Source organism: Streptomyces sp. NA02950 (genome assembly GCF_013364155.1).
GTDB lineage: Bacteria > Actinomycetota > Actinomycetes > Streptomycetales > Streptomycetaceae > Streptomyces.
In genome coordinates, this window is the sequence record NZ_CP054916.1 from 5047273 (window position 1) to 5066618 (window position 19346).

Below are 19346 nucleotides of genomic sequence, written 5' to 3' on the forward strand. Positions count from 1 at the left end.
GATTGCCGGGTGATCAGGCCGATACGCTTGGTGCACGTGCATCTGCTCATGCATCTACCTGTGCAAACGCGAGTGCATTCGCTCATGTATTCGCTCATGCATTCGCAAGAGAACGCGGCTATGATCCGGGCAGTTGTCAGCTGCACGAACAGTGGAGAGCCCTGTGCGCGACCACCCGTACAACGGCATGGCGGCCGCGGACCTTCAGGGGGTCGTCTGGCAGAAGAGCAGACACAGCAATTCCCAGGGGGCGTGCGTGGAGTTCGCCAAGCTGCCCGGCGGTGACGTTGCCGTGCGCAACTCCCGTTTCCCGGACGGCCCGGCGCTGATCTACACCCCGGCCGAGGTCGAGGCGATGCTGCTCGGGGCCAAGGACGGCGAATTCGACCACCTGGCACAGGACCCGGCCGGTCTCGGCTGACCGTCCCGGTGGGCGCGGCGCCGAAGCCACGCCGGTGAGCGACACTGGTAGTGACATCGGGGGACCCAGCTGATGTGAGACGACGGCGATGAAGGGCTCGATCCGGGTCGGACATGTACTCGGGGTGCCACTGCGGATGCACTGGAGCGTCCCGGTACTGGTCGCCCTGCTCGCCTACGGTCTCGGCCGCGAGACACTGCCCGCGTGGACCCCCGGGCGGACGACCGCGGTGTACGTCGTCGCCAGCCTCGTGGGTGCGCTGCTGCTGATGGTCAGCCTGCTACTGCACGAGGCCGCCCATGCGGTGGCCGCCCTCCGCAAGGGCGTCTCGGTCGAGGACGTGACGTTGTGGGCGCTGGGTGGAGTCACCCAGATGGGACGGCCGCGCACCGCCGGGGTCGCCCTGCTGGTGGCCGTCAGCGGTCCGCTCACCAGCCTGCTCCTCGGCGGGATCGCCGTCGGCGTGGGGATCGGGGTGAACGCGCTGGCCGGATGGGGGGTGCCCGCGGCTCTCCTGGTCTGGCTGGGCTGGGCCAATCTGCTGCTGGGTGTGTTCAATCTGCTGCCCGCGGCCCCGCTGGACGGGGGACGGGTGGTGCAGGCGGTGCTGTGGTGGCGCACCGGTGACCGGGAGCGCGCCGACCGGGCGGCGGGGCGCAGCGGTCAGGTCTTCGGCGTGCTGCTCATCGCCTTCGGCTGGATCTCCTTCCTGCGCGGGAACGGCGGCGGTCTGTGGCTCTCGCTGATCGGACTGTTCATGGTCGTCATCGCCAACGCCGAGCGGCAGCGGGCCGGGTTCGCCACGGCGCTGCGCGGTGTGCGGTCGGGCGACGCGATGTCCACGCCGGTGGCCACCGGGGCCGACTGGCTGACCGTGGAGCGGTTCATCGACGAGGTGGCGGCCCATTCCCGCCATTCCGTACTGCCCCTGCTCGACTTCGACGGACGGCCCAGCGGGGTGGTGCAGCTGCGCGCCCTCGCGACGGTGCCGGCCGGGGAGCGGGAGTCCCGCCGGGTGCGCGATGTGGCCGTACCGCTGTCACGGTGCACGGTGGCCACGTCGGACGAGCTGCTGACCGAGGTGCTGGAGCGGGCGCGGCCGGGTGGCGGCGGAATGCCGGTGCTGGTGGTGGACCACGGTCATCTGGAGGGGATCGTCACGATGCACGATGTGACCCGGTTCTTCCAGCTGCACGCCCTGGGCATCACCGCGGCGCCGCCGGAGTCCGCCCACCACTGAGTTCCGTCACGGGGCCCGTGTGACGAGGGTCTTCGCCGAGGGCCGCCGCTGAGTCCCGGTCAGGGGCGGGGTAGCTGGAACAGGGCCCAGACGACCTTGCCCCGCAGCGTCCCGGCCAGCGGATGCCAGCCCCAGCCGTCGGTGAAGGACTCCACCAGATGGAGCCCGCGCCCGGACTCCTCCGCCCAGTCCGCCTCACCCGCCACCGGGCCGTCCGCGCTGAGGTCGCGGACCGCGCACACCAGCCGGGAGGGACAGTGCATCAAATGGAGCCGCACCTGGGGATCGGCCTCGGCGTCGCCCCGGCCGCCGGTGAGGCCGCCGGGCACCCCGTGCCGCAGGGCGTTGGTCACCAGCTCGGAGACGACCAGGGCCACGTCGTCGAACAGCTCGGGCAGACCCCATTGGCGCAGGGTGGAACCGGTGAACTGCCGGGCGCCGCGGACCGCTTCGAAGCGGGAGGGCAAGGGGCAGGAGACGGAACCGGAGACGGCGGAGGGGTCGATCGGCGGGAGCCCTCGCCACAAGGGCTCCAGCAGAGTGGATCCTTCGCTCCCCATGCGAGCACTCCTGCATCCGTGGCCGTGACGACTCCTGGCCAGATCTCGTACGAGCTTGCACGTGCGCTAACCCTATGGTTCCGAATGCGTAGAGCAGATGCAAGGGCAGATGCACGTGCACGGAGCTTGTTTGAGGGACAGTGACCGCATTTACACGCCTTTCTTCCTACGCAATGATGCGTACATGGCCCTGCTGAGTGACCGCATGTGCACAGCGTGGAACCTGGGAAGTGGCAGACTTCAGCCCCAGGGGCCGCGGGGTCGCCTCGGAAGGGTGAATTCCGTACAGGGAGGGTCGCGCAGATGACCGCAGGCGAGTCGAGCGGATCGGTGGTGCGCCGCATCCTCCTGGGCTCTCAGCTCAGACGGCTGCGCGAGTCCCGCGGCATCACGCGGGAGGCGGCGGGCTATTCGATCCGCGCCTCCGAATCCAAGATCAGCCGGATGGAGTTGGGCCGGGTGAGCTTCAAGGCGCGCGACATCGAGGATCTGCTGACGCTGTACGGCGTCACGGACGAGGCGGAGCGCGCGGCGCTGCTCGGGCTGGCCCGCGAGGCCAATCTCACCGGCTGGTGGCACAGTTACGGCGATGTGCTGCCCGGCTGGTTCCAGACCTATGTCGGCCTGGAGGGCTCGGCCTCCCACATCGCCTGCTACGAAGTCCAGTTCATCCACGGGCTGCTCCAGACCGAGGGCTATGCCCATGCCGTGGTGACCCGCGGCCAGCCCCAGGCGCCCGCCGCCGAAGTGGACCGCCGGGTGGCGCTGCGGCTGGAGCGGCAGAAGCTGCTGGTCTCCGAGCGTGCCCCGGCCTTCCACGCGGTGCTGGACGAGGCGGCGCTGCGCCGACCGTACGGTGGGCCCGAGGTGATGCGCGCCCAGCTGCGCCATCTGATCACCGTCTCCGAGCAGCCGAATGTGACGTTGCAGGTGATGCCGTTCTCCTTCGGCGGTCACGCGGCGGAGAGCGGGGCGTTCACCCTGCTGCGCTTCCCGGAGTCCGATCTGCCCGACGTGGTCTATCTGGAACAGCTCACCAGCGCGCTCTACCTGGACAAGCGCGATGAAGTGGCCCAGTACGAGCGGGTGTTGCAGCGGCTGGGCGCGGACAGCCTGTCGCCGCAGGAGAGTCGGGAACTGCTCGAAGACCTCCTTCGCGACACATGACGCACCAGTAGGTTGACGTGTCGTCAGGAATACCCCCCACGCGTGCGCGGGTGCTCGGTGAAGGGCACCGCGTCCTCCAGATAGGGATGGCATGTCCTACTTCTCCGAGTTGGCTTTTCAGTACATCGACGGTGAGTGGCGCGACGGCAACGGTTCCTGGGACATCGTCGACTTCGACCCCTACAGCGGGGAGAAGCTGGCGTCCATCACCGTGGCCACCGTCGAGGAGATCGATCTCGCCTACCGGGCCGCCGAGCGGGCGCAGCCGGAGTGGGGGGCCACCAACCCCTATGTCCGGCGGCAGGTCTTCGAGCGCGCGCTGCGGATCATCGAGGGCCGTGAGAAGGAGCTCGCCGAGACGATCACCGCGGAGTGCGGTGGCACCCAGGTGAAGGCGGGCTTCGAACTCCATCTGGCCAAGGAGTTCCTGCGGGAGGCGATCCAGCTGGCCCTGCGGCCCGAGGGCCGGATCATCCCGTCCCCGGCCGACGGCAAGGAGAACCGCCTCTACCGGCTGCCGGTCGGGGTCGTGGGCGTCATCAGCCCGTTCAACTTCCCCTTCCTGCTCTCGCTGAAGTCGGTGGCGCCGGCGCTGGCCCTGGGCAATGCCGTGGTCCTCAAACCGCACCAGAACACCCCGATCTGCGGTGGCGGTCTGGTGGCCAAGGTCTTCGAGGAGGCGGGGCTGCCCACGGGACTGCTCAATGTGGTGGTCACGGACATCGCGGAGATCGGTGACGCGCTGATCGAGCACCCGGTGCCCAAGGTGATCTCGTTCACCGGGTCGGACAAGGTCGGCCGCCATGTGGCCACCGTCGCCGCCTCCCACTTCAAGCGGTCGATCCTGGAGCTGGGCGGCAACAGCGCGCTGGTCGTCCTGGACGACGCGGACCTCGACTACGCGGTGGACGCGGCGGTGTTCAGCCGCTTCGTCCACCAGGGGCAGGTCTGTATGGCGGCCAACAGAGTGCTGGTGGACCGGGCGGTGGAGCGGGAGTTCACCGAGAAGTTCGTGGCCAAGGTGAAGTCGCTGAAGGTGGGCGACCCCGGCGATCCGACCACCCACATCGGCCCGCTGATCAACGAGGGCCAGGCCGAGGCCCTCAGCGCCCTGGTCGACCAGACCATAGCCGAGGGCGCCACCGCGCTGGTGCGGGGGCGCACCGAGGGCACGCTGATGGAGCCGAGCGTGCTGGGCGGGGTCCCGGAGGACTCGGCCATCCTCAGGCAGGAGATCTTCGGTCCGGTGGTGCTGCTGATCCCCTTCGACGGCGAGGAGGAGGCCGTCCGGATCGCCAATGACACGGAGTACGGGCTCAGTGGGGCCGTGCACACCGCCGACATCGAGCGCGGAGTGCGGTTCGCCCAACGCATCCACACCGGCATGATCCATGTGAACGACAGCACGGTGCACGACGAGCCGATCGTCCCGTTCGGCGGGGAGAAGCACTCGGGGCTGGGGCGGCTCAACGGCGAGTCGATGATCGAGGACTTCACCACCACCAAGTGGATCTCCATCCAGCACGGACGGAGCCAGTTCCCCTTCTGATCCGCGGTGGTTCGGGGTCCGCTGGATTTTTTAGTCCTCTCGATCGATGAGGACAGAAGCTGACCGCATCGCTCTCTACTGTCGGAGACATGAACAGACCGGGACACCCCGGTCGGCGGAACCGACGGAAGGCGGACCCCATGCCCACTCTCGTGAGTCAGGAAGCCCACGGTGACGAGGCCGGCGCCCTGCTGGGCTTCCTGGATGCGCAGCGCGGCGCCATCCGCCGGACCCTGCACGGTCTGACCGCCGAGCAGGCGAGCAGCAAGCCGTCCGCGAGCGAACTGTCGCTCGCGGGGCTGCTCAAGCATGTCGCCGAGGTCGAGCAGAGCTGGGTCGAGGACGCCAAGGGCGTACCGCACACCATCGAGCGCAACCACGACAACTGGCACCTCAGCTATGAGCTGGAGGAGGGCCAGACGGTCGAGAGCGTGCTCGCCTTCTGGGACGATGTGGCGGTCCGCACCGAGAAGTTCATCCGCTCGCTGCCGGATCTGAACGGCACCTTCCCGCTGCCCCGCGTCCCGTGGTTCCCTCCGGGCAGTGAGCGGTCGATGCGCTTCCTGCTGCTGACCCTGATCCAGGAGATGGCCCGGCACGCCGGTCACGCGGACATCATCCGGGAGACCATCGACGGCAAGACCGCCTTCGTTCTCATCGACGAGACCGGCGCCGCCTCCGCCACCTCCTGATCCGTCTCGCCCGATCCATCCCGCCCGACCCGTCGCGTCTAGCCTGGACGGCAGCGAGAGGCCGCGGGGACCGACGGCAGGATGGAGAGAGCGGAAGATGTCAGCGATCCGGCTGCTGGTGCTGGGAGCGGTGCGCCAGCACGGGCGGGCGCACGGCTATCAGGTCCGTAACGACCTGGAGTTCTGGGGCGCGCACGAGTGGTCCAACGCCAAGCCCGGATCGATCTACCACGCCCTCAAACAGATGGCGAAACAAGGGCTGCTGCGCGCCCATGACATCGCGCCGAGCACGGCCGGCGGCCCGCCGCGCACCGAGTACGAGCTGACCGGGGACGGGGAGGAGGAGTACTTCCGGCTGCTGCGGAAGGCCCTGCTGGAACACGGTCAGAAGCTGGACGAGCTGACCGCCGGGGTGGGGTTCATCGTGGATCTCACCCGGGCCGAGGCCATCGATCTGCTCAAGCAGCGGGTGGCGACGCTCGAGGGGTGGCGGGAGGAGGTGACCCGGCACTGGATGCCCGCGGAGGACGCCCCCGACGAGTGGGGCCACATCGGCGAGATCATGAAGTTCTGGCTGCACTCCGCCGACAGCGGGGCGGAGTGGACCCGCGGGCTGATCGAGCGCCTCGAGGGCGGGGCCTATGTGATGGCGGGCGAGGGGAAGCGCTCGGTGGACGTATGGACGGAGACGGCGCGACCACCCGGTGAGGAGCACGCCCCGGACGGGCACACCCCGGACGGGCGCACCCCGGACGGGCGCACCCTAGGTGGGCACCGCCCTGGGTGATCCATCTATTAATCAAGTTTGACTAACCCCGGATCGGAGAGTACCTTCCGGAGGCGCCTAGTCAAATTTGACTAATGCAATTCGAGAGGAGAAGACCTTGGTCGACAGCGATCCCGCGATCGTGGTCGAAGGACTGCGGAAGACCTACGGCGGAAAACCGGCCCTCGCCGGACTCGACCTGACCGTTCCGAAGGGCACCGTGCACGCCGTGCTCGGTCCCAACGGCGCGGGCAAGACCACCTGCGTACGGATCCTGGCCACCCTGCTGCGGCACGACGGCGGCCGTGCGGAGGTCGCCGGACACGACGTACGGCGCCATCCCGACCAGGTCCGCTACCGCATCGGGCTGCTCGGCCAGCACGCCGCGGTCGACGAGGAGCTGAGCGGACGGCAGAACCTGGAGATGTTCGGCCGCCTCTACCACCTGGGCGGCCGCCGGGCGGGCGCCCGCGCGGACGAGCTGTTGGAGCGGTTCGGTCTCGCCGGCACCGGCCACAAGGCCGTCGGGCAGTACAGCGGAGGCATGCGGCGCAGACTGGACCTGGCCGCGAGCCTCATCATGCGGCCCCAGGTCCTCTTCCTGGACGAGCCGACCACCGGGCTCGACCCGCGCGGCCGCAACGAGGTGTGGAACGCGGTCCGTTCCCTGGTCGGCGGCGGCACCACGGTGCTGCTCACCACCCAGTACCTGGAGGAGGCCGACCAACTGGCCGACCGGATCTGCGTGGTGGACCACGGGCGGGCCATCGCCGACGGCACCGCCGACCAGCTCAAGGCCCGGATCGGCGGGGACCGCATCGAGGTCGTGCTGCGGGACGGCCGCCAACTCGGCGCCGCCGCCGCGGTCGTGGGCCCGGCCACCGGCGCCGGTGAGGTCGAGACCGACGCCGACCGGCGGCGGGTCGGTGCCCGGGTCGAGGACCGGGTCGCCGCGCTCACCGAGACCGTACGGGCCCTGGCCGTGGCCGGGATCGAGGCGGAGGACATCGTGCTGCGCCGCCCCACCCTCGACGAGGTCTTCCTCCACCTCACCGGGAGGAGCACCGCGGACGGCGCGGCGGCGGAGGGCGCCTTGAACGCCACCACGGACCACACCACCGACCACAGCACCAAGGAAGGGGCGGACGTATGACCACCGCGACGGATATCGCCGCCAGGCCCTCGGGGGGCCCGCTCTGGGCCCTCGCCGACTCCTGGACCATGACCCGGCGCGGACTGGCCCACTGGGCGCGCCAACCCGTCCAGGTGGTCATCAACCTGGTCTTCCCGGTGATGATGCTGCTGATGTTCGCGTATTTCCTGGGCGGCGGGATGACCGTCCCCGGAGGCGGCGACTACAAGGAGTACCTGGTGCCCGGGATGCTCGCCCTCACCATGGCCTTCGGGCTGGAGGGGACGATGCTCGCCGTCACCCAGGACCTCAACAAGGGCGTCATCGACCGCTTCCGCTCCATGCCCATGGCCTCTTCGGCGGTGCTGGTCGGGCGCAGCGTCCTGGACATGCTCCAGTCCGGCCTGAGCCTGTGCGTCCTCATCGGGGTCTCCCTGGCCATGGGCTGGCGCTGGCACGACGGCCTGGGAAACGCGCTGTTGGCGGCCGGGCTGCTGCTCTGGCTGCGCTTCGCGATGCTGTGGATCGGTATCCACCTGGGCATGGTGGCCGGACGTCCCGAACTCGTCCAGGCCGTGCAGATCCTGGTCTGGCCGGTCGGGTTCCTCTCCAACGCGTTCACCGCGCCCGAGAACATGCCCGCGTGGCTGGGCACGGTCGCGGAGTGGAACCCGATGTCGGCGACGGCCACCGCGGTCCGCGATCTGTTCGGGATCCCGGGTGCCGGGCGCGGCTCCTGGGCCGCCGACCACGCCCAACTCCTCGCCGTCGGCTGGCCGCTGCTTCTGGTGGCGGTCTTCTTCCCGCTCGCCGTCGGCCGTTACCGGGGGCTCAGCCGCTGACGGGTGTGCCCGGGGCCCGGATGCCGCCTCGGTCACATCGTCACCGGTGGTGGGTGGTTGCGGATACGGTGCAGGTATGGGGAACGACAGCGTGGGCACGGGGGCGGCCACGGCCGGGGGGCCGGGATACGCCCTGCTGATCGCGGCCGCCCCGGCCGGGAAGCAGCGGCTGATGGACGCGGCCGCCGCTCTGCCACAGCTCGCCGCCGTGCCTCCGGCGGCGCTGCTGGGCACGCCCGGCGGTGCCAGCGTCGTCCAACTCGTCGACCCCGCCGATCCGCAGACCGTGCTGACCCATCTGCGGACGGCGGCCGCCCATCCGGGCCCGGTGCTGATCTATCTCGCGGGCCAGCTCACCGTCGACGCCAAACAGCGTTTACCGCATCTGGCGTTGGCGCGCACCACCCCGCGGACGGCCCGGTACACGGCGCTGCCGTGGCACTGGCTGGCGGCCGAGCTGGCCCAACGGCCGCCCGGCAGCGCCACGGTGCTGGCCGATCTGGTGGCCGACGAGACGGCGTGGCCGGGGCTGTCCGGGGCCGCGGGCGGCCCCGGTCGGCTCGCGTCCGGGCTGACGCTGTACGGCGCGGTGGCCCCGGCCCCGCCCAAGCGGCAGCTCGCGGCGCCGGTCTACAGCCGGGCGCTGGCCGATGTGCTGCGCGGTGCGGCGGCCGCCGGTACGACGGGCGGCACCGCGAGCGGTGGCGCCGCCACGCTGCCGTACGTCCGGCTGCACGAGCGGGCCGCCGCGGAGGCGGGGCTCGGCGGTGGGCCCGCCCTGCTGCTGGACGGGTCAGGGGAAACGTCTCCGCGCCCGGTGGACGCGGTGCCGGACGCGTTGTGCGTCCGCGACCCCGCCGTACGCGCCACGGCACCCCAGGACACACCGCCCCAGGCTCCGCCGCCGCCCTCTCCCGGGTCCGCTCCGGTGCCGGATCCGCACGCCGCCATCTTCGAGGCCGCGCACCACGGACGGCACGGCGAGGCCGCCTCCATGGCGGCGGCGTGGGAGCGGGAGGCGCTGCGCGCGGCCGGTCCGCGCTCCGCCGAAGCGATCCACTGGCTGGAGGTCCGCGCCGATCTCGCCCGGCTGGCCGACGATCCGGCCCGCGCCTGTGAGCTGTGGCTCGCGGTGGCGGACGCCCGGCTGGGCAACGGGGAACCGGCCGGGCATCCCGAGGTGGAGGGGGCCGTGGACCGGGCGCACCACCAGTGGCAGTTCATCCGGGACCGGACCAGGGCCAGCGCCCTCGCCCCGCAGCTGATCGAGCTGCGCGGCCGGGTGCCCGGCCGCAGACCCGGGGCCCTGGAGGCGGTACGGCGCAGAGCCGAGCTGCTGCTCGACACCGCGTCCCAGCCGGGCTGAGAAGATGAAGCGGCCTCGCTGAAGCCCGGTGTGGTCGGGGGTGCTCCCAAGGGGCGCGGGCTGTGTCGATGTGCGGCTCCGCCGCGCGGGCGCGACCGGCCACGACGCGTCCGCGGACGCATGACGGCACCTCGCGGCACCTCCCGCGGAGCGGTCAGTGGTGGAAGGCGGTGGCGACGGACTCCGGCCGCCCCAGCGGTTTCGTCTGTGCCCGCAGCTCCGGCATCACGCTCCGCAGATCGTCCATGAACAGGTCGGACAGATCCATCGAGAAGCCGTTGCGGCATACCACCCGCAGCACCGACAGATCCTCGCGGTGGGGCGGGAAGGTGTACGCGGGCACCAGCCAGCCGCACTCCCGCAGCCTCCGTGAGACGTCGAACACGGTGAAGTTCTCCACCCCGTCCGCCGTGGTGAGGGCGAAGACCGGCAGCTGGTCGCCGCGGGTCAGCAGGGTGAAGTCGCCGAGCGCCTCGATCCGGTCGGCCAGCGAGCAGGCCACGTCGCGGGAGTTCTGCTGGACCGCGCGGAAGCCGTCCCGCCCCAGCCGCAGGAAGGTGTAGTACTGGGCGGCCACCTGGGCCCCGGGCCGGGAGAAGTTGAGTGCGAAGGTGGGCATGTCGCCGCCGAGGTAGTTGACCCGGAAGACCAGCTCCTCGGGCAGGTCCTCGGTGGTGCGCCACAGCGCCCAGCCCACCCCCGGGTAGACCAGGCCGTACTTGTGGCCCGAGGTGTTGATGGAGGAAACGCGCGGCAGCCGGAAGTCCCACACCAGGTCGGTGTCGAGGAACGGTGCCACCATCGCGCCGGAGGCCCCGTCCACATGGACCGGTACGTCCAGCCCGGTGCGCTCCTGGAGGTCGTCCAGCGCCCCGCACACCTCGGCCACCGGCTCGTAGGACCCGTCGAAGGTCGAGCCGAGCACGGTGACGACGCCGATGGTGTTCTCGTCGCAGAGGTCGGCGGCGGCCTGGGGGTCGAGGTGGAAGCGGTCGCCCTCCATGGGCACCTGCCGCGCCTCGACCTCCCAGAAGTTGCAGAACTTGTCCCAGCACACCTGGACGTTGCAGCCCATGACCAGGTTGGGCCGGGCGGTGGCCGGGTAGCGCACCGGATTCCGCTTCGCCCAGCGCCGTTTGAGGGCCAGCCCGGCGAGCATGCACGCCTCACTGGACCCGGTGGTGGAGCAGCCCATGACCGAATCCGGGTCCGGGGCGTGCCACAGATGGGCGAGCATCGCCACACAGCGCCGCTCCAGCTCGGCCGTGCGCGGGTACTCATCCTTGTCGATCATGTTCTTGTCGCGGCAGTCGGACATCAGCCTGCCCGCCTGCGGCTCCATCCACGTGGTGACGAAGGTGGCGAGGTTCAGCCGGGCGTTGCCGTCCAGCATCAGCTCGTCATGGACGAACTGATACGCGGCGGCGGGCGCCATCGGCCCGTCCGGGAGGCGGCGGCGCGGTGGTTCGGCGGCCATGCCGCTGACCGGGTCGGCCTCGCCGTAGAAGGGGTTGACGGAGAAGGCGGGCCGCTCTTCTCCGCCGTGCCTGCTGGTGGAGCCTCGATGAAGTGCCATCTTCCCGAAAATACGGGCATATCTGGCATAAGGCTCGGTCCCGCGCCGCTCCCCGGTGTCACTCCCCCGCGCCGCTCCCCCGCCGCTACGCCCCGCTGCTCAGGGACAGCTTCGCCGCGAAGCCGAGGAACGCCGTGCCCGCACCCGCCGACAGACCAGCGGTCAGCCGCCTGCGCCGCCGGAAGGTGGCCGCCAGGTACGTGCCGCCGAAGATCAGCACCGACAGATAGGTGATGCTGAACAACTGCGCCCAGGCGCCCAGCGCCACGAACGACAGCGCGGGATGGGCGTACTCGGGGTCCACGAACTGCACGAAGAAGGAGATGAAGAAGAGGATCGCCTTGGGGTTCAGCAGGCTGATGACCAGCGCCCGGCGGTACGGCCGCTCCGCCGCCGTCCCCTCGGCGCCCGCCGTACCCGTGCCGTCCGCGCCGCCGCCGGCCGCCCCAACGGCCCCCGGACCGCGCCGCCACAGCGCCCGTGCCCCGCGCAGCATGCCCACCGCGAGCCAGGTCAGATAGCCCGCGCCCGCGAACTTCACCACGTCGAACACCAGCGGGCTCGCATGCAGCAGCGAGGCCACCCCGCCCGCCGACAGCGCCATCAGCACCGCGTCCCCGCACACCACACCCGCCGCCGCCCGGTAGGCGACACGAGGGCCGCGGCGGGCCGCGACCGACACCACATAGAGCGAATTCGGCCCTGGCAGAAGGATGATCAGCGCCAGTCCCACCAGATAGGTCGAAAGATCCGTTATCCCGAGCACAATCGGCAGGATGCCAGTGGCCGAAAAGGCGGCTCATCCGGGTTCCGCCATCCGGACTTGCACCTCACGCGGCGTGAGGGCGCACCGTGGAACCCGTACCGAGCACGACCGGTACCGACACCAGGAGAGCGGAAGCGAACCATGAGCTATTCCGTGGGACAGGTCGCGGGTTTCGCGGGTGTGACCGTGCGCACCCTGCACCACTACGACGAGATCGGGCTGCTGCGCCCCGGCGCCCGCAGCCCGGCCGGGCACCGGCGGTACGACGACGCCGACCTCGACCGGCTCCAGCGGATCCTGTTCTACCGGGAGCTCGGCTTTCCGCTCGACGAGGTGGCGGTCCTGCTCGACGACCCGGACGCGGACCCGCAAGTCCATCTGCGGCGTCAGCACAAGCTGCTGACCGGCCGGATCGAGAAGCTGCGGCAGATGGCCGCCGCCGTCGAACACGCCATGGAGGCACAGCGCATGGGCATCAACCTCACCCCGGAGGAGAAGTTCGAGGTCTTTGGCGACACAGACCCCGAGGATTACGCGGAGGAGGTCGAGCGGCGCTGGGGCCACACCGAGGCGTACCGGGAGTCGGTGCGCCGGACCGCCTCGTACACCAAGGACGACTATCTGCGGATCAAGGCTGAGGCGGATGACCTCAACGCACGCCTCGCAGCCCTCCTGGAGGCCGGGACCGACCCCGAGTCCGAGGCCGCGATGGACCTCGCCGAGGAGCACCGGGACCATATCGTCGGCTGGTTCTACGACTGCACCTACGAGATCCACACCTGTCTGGGCGAGATGTATGTGGCGGACGAGCGCTTCACCGCGACCTACGACGCGGTGAAGCCGGGTCTGGCCGCCTATCTCCGCACCGCGATCCTCGCCAACGCGCACCGCGCGGGGTACCGCGGCGCCTGATCCGCCCGACGGGTCCGGAGACCCCCTCCGGGCCCGCCGGGCACCCCCGGGCCGGTGGGAACCAAGGACAGGCACCCGGCGTTGATAGCTTTGGGCGGCACACTGCGAAGAACACCGCATCCAGTCCGCCCCGACCTGCGGCCGGGCCTCGCACGAGCCTGCACCCCTCGACCCAGGAGCCTGTCACCCGTGACCACCCTCGCGCTCGGCCCCCAGTGGCTGGACCCGGACTATCTGATCGAGACCTTCGGTCTGCTCGGTGTCCTCGCCATCGTCTTCGCGGAGTCCGGCCTGCTCATCGGCTTCTTCCTGCCGGGCGACGCCCTGCTGTTCACCACCGGTCTGCTGGTCACCACCGATGTGATCAAGCAGGATCTGTGGCTGGTGTGCCTGGGTATCACCGTCGCCGCCGTCATCGGCGACCAGGTCGGCTATCTGTTCGGCCGGAAGGTCGGCCCGTCGCTGTTCCGCCGCCCCGACTCCAAGTTCTTCAAGCAGGAGAACGTGGAGAAGGCCCATGAGTTCTTCGAGAAGTACGGGCCCAAGTCGCTGGTGCTGGCCCGCTTCGTGCCCATCGTCCGCACCTTCACGCCGATCATCGCGGGCGTGAGCCGGATGAACTACCGCTCCTTCATCATCTTCAATGTGCTCGGCGGTGTGCTGTGGGGGACCGGGGTCACCCTGCTGGGCGCGGTGCTCGGCAAGGTCGACTTCGTCCATGCGCACATCGAGCTGATGCTGCTCGGCATCGTGCTGCTGTCGGTCGTCCCGATCGCGATCGAGTTCCTGCGGGCCCGCGGCAAGGCCAAGAAGAGCGCGGCCGCCGGCGAGCGGGGCACCTCGGACGCGGCCGGGGGGCAGCCGGGCGCCGGAGCTCCGCCGCAGGCCCCGCGCGGACGCCACGCCAAGCGCTGACCCCCGGGGCCCCAGGGCCACCGTCCGCGCCGGTCACACCCCCTTCACCCGTTTTCGCCTCGCTTCCCCCGGCTTCACATCGGCCCCACCACCGCCCCCGCTCCCGTTCGCTGGTCACCGCCCCGCACAATGGGCAGCGGTGGCCGCCGTCGCTGGTTCGCGCGGCCGCCCGGAAATGCACGAGGAGGCCGGCGAGGAGCGAGGAGACGTGGGGTCGGACCGACAGCAGGGACAGCGCGGCGGGGCCGCGGAGACGGACGTGGCGGCGAACGGCAAGCCGCAGTCCGACGAGGCTCACAGCGCCTTCACTCCGCCCCTGGGGCTACCACTGCCGCCGCCCCCCGAGGACGAGCATCCGACGTCGGAGTTCGCCGTCCCGGAGGGGCTTGCCGCCGAGCCCGCCGCCGAGCCGGAGGGCTCCGCCTTCGCCCCGCCCGCCGGGATGAAGACCTCGCAGAACGGCAACCAGACCACGGGCGGCTTCCCCGCCTTCACCCCGCCCGGCGGTATCCCCGTCGTCCGGCTGACCAAGGACGCGCCCTGGCAGGACCGCATGCGCACCATGCTGCGGATGCCGCTCGGGGAGCGCCCGCTCCCCGAGCGCGTCGAACGGTCGGAGGGTGACACCGGCCCCGCCGTGCCCCGTGTGCTCGACCTCACCCTCCGCATCGGCGAGCTGCTGCTCGCGGGCGGCGAGGGGGCCGAGGACGTGGAGGCGGCCATGTTCGGCGTGGCCCATGCCTACGGGCTCGACCGCTGCGAGCCGACGGTGACCTTCACCCTGCTGTCGGTCAGCTACCAGGCCTCGCTGGTGGACGACCCGGTCACCGCCAGCCGCACCGTGCGCCGCCGGGGCACCGACTACACCCGGCTCTCCGCGGTCTTCCGGCTGGTCGACGACATCACCACGCACGAGGACATCACCCTGGAGGAGGCGTACCGGCGGCTGGCCGAGATACGCCGTAACCGCCACCCCTACCCCGGCTGGGCGCTCACCGTCGCGGGCGGCGGGCTGGCCGGGGCGGCGAGCATGCTGGTCGGCGGTGAATGGCCGGTGTTCTTCGCGGCGGCCGTCGGCGCGATGCTCGGCGACCGGCTGGCATGGCTGGCCTCCGGGCGCGGACTGCCGGAGTTCTACCAGTTCGTGGCCGCGGCGATGCCGCCCGCCGCGATGGGCGTCGGGCTCAGCCTCGCCGACTCCGGACTCCAGGCGTCCGCGGTGATCACCGGTGGACTGTTCGCCCTGATCCCGGGACAGGCGCTGGTGGCGGGTGTCCAGGACGGGCTGACCGGCTATTACATCACCGCCGCTGCCCGGCTCCTGGAAGTCGGCTACCTCATCGTCGGCATCGTGTGCGGGGTGCTCACGGTGCTGTACGGCGGCCTCCAGCTGGACGCCAAGCTCAACCCGGAGGCGGCGCTGCGCCATGTGGAGCGGCCGTACATCCAGATACTGGCGGCGATGCTGCTCGCCCTGACGTTCTCGATCCTGCTCCAGCAGGAACGTCACACCGTGCTGTTCGCCACGCTCAACGGCGCGGTGGCCTGGGTGGTCTACGCGGCGCTCGCCGACACCGCCGATGTACCGCCGGTGGCCGCCACCACCGTGGCCGCCGGGCTGGTCGGCCTCTTCGGCCAGCTCCAGTCCCGCTATCGCTTCGCCTCCGCGCTGCCGTACGTCACGGCGGCGATCGGCCCACTGCTGCCCGGTAGCGCGACCTACTTCGGACTGCTCGCCCTGGCCCAGGGCAATCTGGACCGCGGGGTCGCCCATCTCACCCAAGCGGCCGCACTGGCCCTGGCGATTGCCATAGGAGTGAACCTGGGGAACGAGTCCGCACGGCTCTTCCTCAAGATGCCGGGCGCCGCCATCGAGCCGGGCGGCCGCCGCGCCGCCAAGCGCACCCGCGGCTTCTAGCCCCGGACCGCCCGCTCGATCTCCCCGGAATACAGCGGGAATACAGCGAAAAACAGCGGACGGGCCGGATCTGCTCCGGCCCGTCCGCGGTGTTCGGGCTCAGTGGCCGCCGGACGCCTCGAGGCGCTTGATGGACGCCTCGACCTCGGCCTCGGCCTCGGCGCGTCCCACCCAGTTGGCCCCTTCGACCGACTTGCCGGGCTCCAGGTCCTTGTAGACCTCGAAGAAGTGCTGAATCTCCAGGCGGTCGAACTCCGAAACGTGGTGAATGTCACGCAGGTGCTCCACCCGCGGGTCGGAGGCCGGGACACAGAGCAGCTTGTCGTCGCCGCCCGCCTCGTCGGTCATCCTGAACATGCCGATGGCACGGCACTTGATCAGGCAGCCGGGGAAGGTCGGCTCGTCGAGAATGACCAGGGCGTCCAGCGGGTCACCGTCCTCGCCGAGGGTGTTCTCGACGAAGCCGTAGTCCGCGGGGTAACTGGTCGAAGTGAAGAGCCGACGGTCGAGACGGATGCGCCCCGTCTCGTGGTCCACCTCGTACTTGTTCCGCGAACCCTTCGGGATCTCGATGGTGACGTCGAACTCCACGGGTGGCTCCTCCATGATCAACACATACGTCTGGTGATTAAGTGTCCCCCACGCAGGTGTGTGGTGGCGAAAGGGGCTGGTCGGTCGTGCCTGAAGCCAGATCGTGGCAGGTCAGGGAGTGGCTGAGCCGCGCGCGGAGCGAAGTGCGGAACCAGTGGCGGCAAGCCACGTGCGAACAGCGGCAGACCGTGCGGCTGACGGTGGTCTCCGCAACGGTGGGCCTCGCGGTCGCGATCGGCTCGGTGCTGGTGGCCGGGCCGTGGGACTCCGGGCAGCGTACGGCCGAACGCGCCCGCGCCGCCGGGGGACCGGCGGCAGGTGGCGACCGTCACGGCGCGGACGAGCCCGCGCCCAGCGCCTCCCCGGTGCTGGCCGCCCTCGGTGCGCCCACCGCCGAGCCGACACCGGACACCGGCGAGGACGCGGTGCCGCCGCCCACCGGCGCCGGGCTCGCCGACACCCTCGAACCGCTGCTGGACGACCCGGCCCTGGGCGACCGGCGCTCGGTGTCCGTCATGGACGTGGCCACCGGACGGCAGGTGTACGGGGCGAAGGCGGACAGCGTCGCGGTGCCCGCCTCCATCATCAAGGTGGCCACCGGTGCCGCCGCGCTCTCCGCGCTCGGCCCCGACTACCGGATCAAGACCACCGTCGTCGGGGCCGGGAAGGACGGCATCGTGCTCGTCGGCGGCGGCGATCCGACGCTCACCGCCCGCCCGGTGAAGGGCCCGGACCAGCCCGCCTCCCTGCGACGGCTGGCCGACGACACCGCCCGCGCGCTGAAGAAGCGCGACACCCGCACGGTCCGGCTCGGCTACGACACCTCGCTCTACTCGGGCCCCCAGCTGCACCCGATCGGCGTCAACGAGAACATCGCGCCGGTGAGCCCGCTCATGGTCGACGAGGGACGGCAGGACGACAGCGACCACGGCCCGGCCCCGCGCGCCCAGGACCCGGCCGCCGACGCGGCCGACTCCTTCGCGTCGATGCTGCGCGACCGCGGGATCGAGGTGAGGGGAGAACCGCGCGCCCAGGAGGCCGGGAAGACCCCCGAGGCGCTGGCCGCCGTACGCTCCCAGCCGCTGTCCGCGCTCGTCGAGCGGATGCTGACCAACAGCGACAACGACCTCGGCGAGGCCCTGGCCCGGCAGACCGCCGTCGCCGCCGGGCGGCCCGCCAGCTTCGCGGGCGGCGCGCGGGCGGTGACCGACCGGCTGAGGAAGCTGAAGTTGCCGATGGACGGCGTCCGCATCGCCGACGGCAGCGGGCTGGACCGCGCCGACCGGGTCTCCGCGGCCCTGCTCGCCCAGGCGCTGGTGCGCTCCGCCGACCGCGACCGCCCCGAACTGCGGTCGGTGCTCACCGGACTGCCGGTGGCCGGATTCAACGGCACCCTGCGCACCCGCTACGCCAAGGACTCGGTGGGCCGCGGGGTGGTCCGCGCCAAGACCGGCACCCTGACCGGGATCAACACCCTCGCGGGCACGGTGGTCGACGCCGACGGACGGCTGCTGGTCTTCACCTTCATCACCAACGGCACCACCGACGCCGACGGCGCCCAGCGCGCCCTGGACCGGATGGCGTCGGCCCTGGCCAATTGCGGCTGCCGCTGACGGAGCCGGCGGAGGTGACGGCGGACCCCGGCGACCGCGTGTGCGGGCCGCCGTCTCCTCCCGGATGCGACCCGGGCCACGTACCGTGAAGCCATGACGAGCATCGGTGGTGTGGAGATGGTCGACTGGAACCTCGCGGTCGCGACCGCGACCCGGCTGGTCCGCCCGGGGCCCGAGGTGAGCCGGGAAGAGGCGCGCGCCGTCGTGGCCGAGCTGCGCCGGCACGCCAAGTCCTCGGAGGAGCACGTACGGGCGTTCACCCGGATGGCCGTGTCCGGCGGTCCGGACGCCGACACCCCGGTGCTGGTGGTGGACCGCGCGGGCTGGATCAAGGCGAACGTGGCGGGCTTCCGCCAGATCCTGGCGCCGCTGCTCGGCAAGATGCAGGACCGGCGCGGCGGACTGCCCGGCGGGGCCGTGCTGGGCACGGTCGGCGGCAAGGTGACCGGTGTGGAGCTGGGGATGCTGCTGTCCTTCCTCGCCTCCCGGGTGCTCGGCCAGTACGAGACCTTCGCGCCCCCCGGCCGTGAGCTGCCCGGGACCGCGGGCGGCGGCCGGCTGCTGCTGGTGGCCCCCAACATCGTCCATGTGGAGCGCGAGCTGGACGTCCACCCGCACGACTTCCGGCTGTGGGTGGCGCTGCACGAGGAGACCCACCGCACCCAGTTCACCGCCGTGCCCTGGCTGCGCGACCACATCGAGTCCGAGATCCAGGCGTTCCTGGGCGAGACCGAAGTGGACCCCGCCACCCTGCTGGAGCGGCTGCGCGAGGCCGTCCAGTCCCTCGGCGGCGGCCGGACCGAGCGGGAGGCCGACGGGGACCGCGGCGCGGCCAGCATCATCGAGCTGGTCCAGACCCCGGTCCAGCGGGAGATCCTGGCCCGGCTGACCGCGGTGATGTCGCTGCTGGAGGGCCATGCGGACTATGTGATGGACGGGGTGGGCCCGGAGGTCGTGCCCTCCGTCGCGGAGATCCGGGAGAAGTTCCAGAAGCGCCGCGCCAGCGGCGCCGGACGGCTCGACCAGGCACTGCGCAAACTGCTGGGGCTCGACGCCAAGCTGCGGCAGTACCGTGACGGTGAGCGGTTCGTACGGGCCGTGGTGGACCAGGTCGGCATGGACGGCTTCAACCGGGTCTGGACGTCCCCGAATACGCTCCCGACCAAGTCGGAGATCAACAAACCGGCGGATTGGGTCGCGCGGGTGCACCGTAGGGCGGAGTCGTAGAACCGGCACACTCGGCGGCGGCGGAATGCCCCCCTTAATCACTCGTCCGAGGGACCGTGAGCCACGGGTAGGCGTGCGATGCTCGGGGAACAG

General features: G+C 71.1%; 18 protein-coding genes. 14 read left to right on the plus strand and 4 right to left on the minus strand.

The annotated features are described in order from the left end of the window. Positions 1-187 precede the first annotated feature (187 nt). Positions 188-421, plus strand: a complete 234-nt coding sequence (locus tag HUT19_RS22130; protein WP_176187147.1) for a DUF397 domain-containing protein — start codon at positions 188-190, stop codon at positions 419-421. Between the two features lie 88 nt (positions 422-509). Continuing rightward, positions 510-1661: a site-2 protease family protein gene (locus tag HUT19_RS22135; RefSeq protein WP_176182138.1), complete on the plus strand. Its 1152-nt coding sequence runs from the start codon at positions 510-512 to the stop codon at positions 1659-1661. Between the two features lie 59 nt (positions 1662-1720). Here HUT19_RS22135 and HUT19_RS22140 read toward each other — a convergent pair whose 3' ends face one another. Further along, complete coding sequence (locus HUT19_RS22140; protein WP_176182139.1) at positions 1721-2221, minus strand: ATP-binding protein; 501 nt, start codon at positions 2219-2221, stop codon at positions 1721-1723. 303 nt (positions 2222-2524) lie between these two features. On the opposite strand from HUT19_RS22140, the gene HUT19_RS22145 reads away from it, so the two are divergent. The 7 genes from HUT19_RS22145 to HUT19_RS22175 all read left to right on the plus strand — a co-directional run bounded on the left by HUT19_RS22145 (position 2525) and on the right by HUT19_RS22175 (position 9735). Then, positions 2525-3388: a helix-turn-helix transcriptional regulator gene (locus HUT19_RS22145; RefSeq protein ID WP_176182140.1), complete on the plus strand. Its 864-nt coding sequence runs from the start codon at positions 2525-2527 to the stop codon at positions 3386-3388. A 91-nt stretch (positions 3389-3479) separates the two neighbouring features. Next, positions 3480-4937, plus strand: coding sequence for an aldehyde dehydrogenase family protein (locus HUT19_RS22150; RefSeq protein ID WP_176182141.1), 1458 nt, complete (start codon positions 3480-3482; stop codon positions 4935-4937). Between the two features lie 140 nt (positions 4938-5077). Next, positions 5078-5629, plus strand: coding sequence for a DinB family protein (locus tag HUT19_RS22155; protein ID WP_176182142.1), 552 nt, complete (start codon positions 5078-5080; stop codon positions 5627-5629). Between the two features lie 97 nt (positions 5630-5726). Next, positions 5727-6416 carry a PadR family transcriptional regulator gene (locus HUT19_RS22160; protein ID WP_176182143.1) on the plus strand — a complete coding sequence of 230 codons (690 nt, stop codon included), beginning with the start codon at positions 5727-5729 and terminating at the stop codon, positions 6414-6416. 97 nt (positions 6417-6513) lie between these two features. After that, complete coding sequence (locus HUT19_RS22165; RefSeq protein ID WP_176182144.1) at positions 6514-7548, plus strand: ATP-binding cassette domain-containing protein; 1035 nt, start codon at positions 6514-6516, stop codon at positions 7546-7548. Beyond that, entirely contained in the window at positions 7545-8369 is an 825-nt protein-coding gene (locus HUT19_RS22170) for an ABC transporter permease (protein ID WP_176182145.1), read from the plus strand. Before HUT19_RS22165 ends, HUT19_RS22170 begins: the two co-directional genes overlap by 4 nt. A gap of 76 nt (positions 8370-8445) precedes the next feature. Then, on the plus strand, positions 8446-9735 hold the full coding sequence (locus tag HUT19_RS22175) for a hypothetical protein (RefSeq protein WP_176182146.1): 1290 nt from the start codon (positions 8446-8448) through the stop codon (positions 9733-9735). A gap of 154 nt (positions 9736-9889) precedes the next feature. Here HUT19_RS22175 and HUT19_RS22180 read toward each other — a convergent pair whose 3' ends face one another. Further along, positions 9890-11311: a glutamate decarboxylase gene (locus HUT19_RS22180; protein WP_176182147.1), complete on the minus strand. Its 1422-nt coding sequence runs from the start codon at positions 11309-11311 to the stop codon at positions 9890-9892. A gap of 85 nt (positions 11312-11396) precedes the next feature. After that, positions 11397-12077 carry a leucine efflux protein LeuE gene (leuE, locus tag HUT19_RS22185; RefSeq protein ID WP_176182148.1) on the minus strand — a complete coding sequence of 227 codons (681 nt, stop codon included), beginning with the start codon at positions 12075-12077 and terminating at the stop codon, positions 11397-11399. Positions 12078-12218: 141 nt separating this feature from the next. Here leuE and HUT19_RS22190 point away from each other — a divergent pair, with 141 nt between their 5' ends. The 3 genes from HUT19_RS22190 (at position 12219) to HUT19_RS22200 (ending at position 15822) form a co-directional block, all read left to right on the plus strand. Beyond that, positions 12219-12989, plus strand: a complete 771-nt coding sequence (locus HUT19_RS22190; protein ID WP_176182149.1) for a MerR family transcriptional regulator — start codon at positions 12219-12221, stop codon at positions 12987-12989. 189 nt (positions 12990-13178) lie between these two features. After that, positions 13179-13904: a DedA family protein gene (locus HUT19_RS22195; RefSeq protein ID WP_176182150.1), complete on the plus strand. Its 726-nt coding sequence runs from the start codon at positions 13179-13181 to the stop codon at positions 13902-13904. A 208-nt stretch (positions 13905-14112) separates the two neighbouring features. Further along, positions 14113-15822, plus strand: a complete 1710-nt coding sequence (locus HUT19_RS22200; RefSeq protein WP_254885709.1) for a threonine/serine exporter ThrE family protein — start codon at positions 14113-14115, stop codon at positions 15820-15822. Positions 15823-15921: 99 nt separating this feature from the next. On the opposite strand, the gene HUT19_RS22205 is transcribed toward HUT19_RS22200, so the two are convergent. After that, positions 15922-16413 carry an inorganic diphosphatase gene (locus HUT19_RS22205; protein WP_009716864.1) on the minus strand — a complete coding sequence of 164 codons (492 nt, stop codon included), beginning with the start codon at positions 16411-16413 and terminating at the stop codon, positions 15922-15924. Between the two features lie 86 nt (positions 16414-16499). Here HUT19_RS22205 and dacB point away from each other — a divergent pair, with 86 nt between their 5' ends. After that, the gene (dacB, locus tag HUT19_RS22210; protein WP_176182151.1) at positions 16500-18026 is read left to right on the plus strand and encodes a D-alanyl-D-alanine carboxypeptidase/D-alanyl-D-alanine-endopeptidase; all 1527 of its coding nucleotides are present in this window, start codon (positions 16500-16502) and stop codon (positions 18024-18026) included. A gap of 93 nt (positions 18027-18119) precedes the next feature. Beyond that, the gene (locus HUT19_RS22215) at positions 18120-19253 is read left to right on the plus strand and encodes a zinc-dependent metalloprotease (RefSeq protein ID WP_176182152.1); all 1134 of its coding nucleotides are present in this window, start codon (positions 18120-18122) and stop codon (positions 19251-19253) included. The last annotated feature ends 93 nt before the right edge of the window (positions 19254-19346 follow it).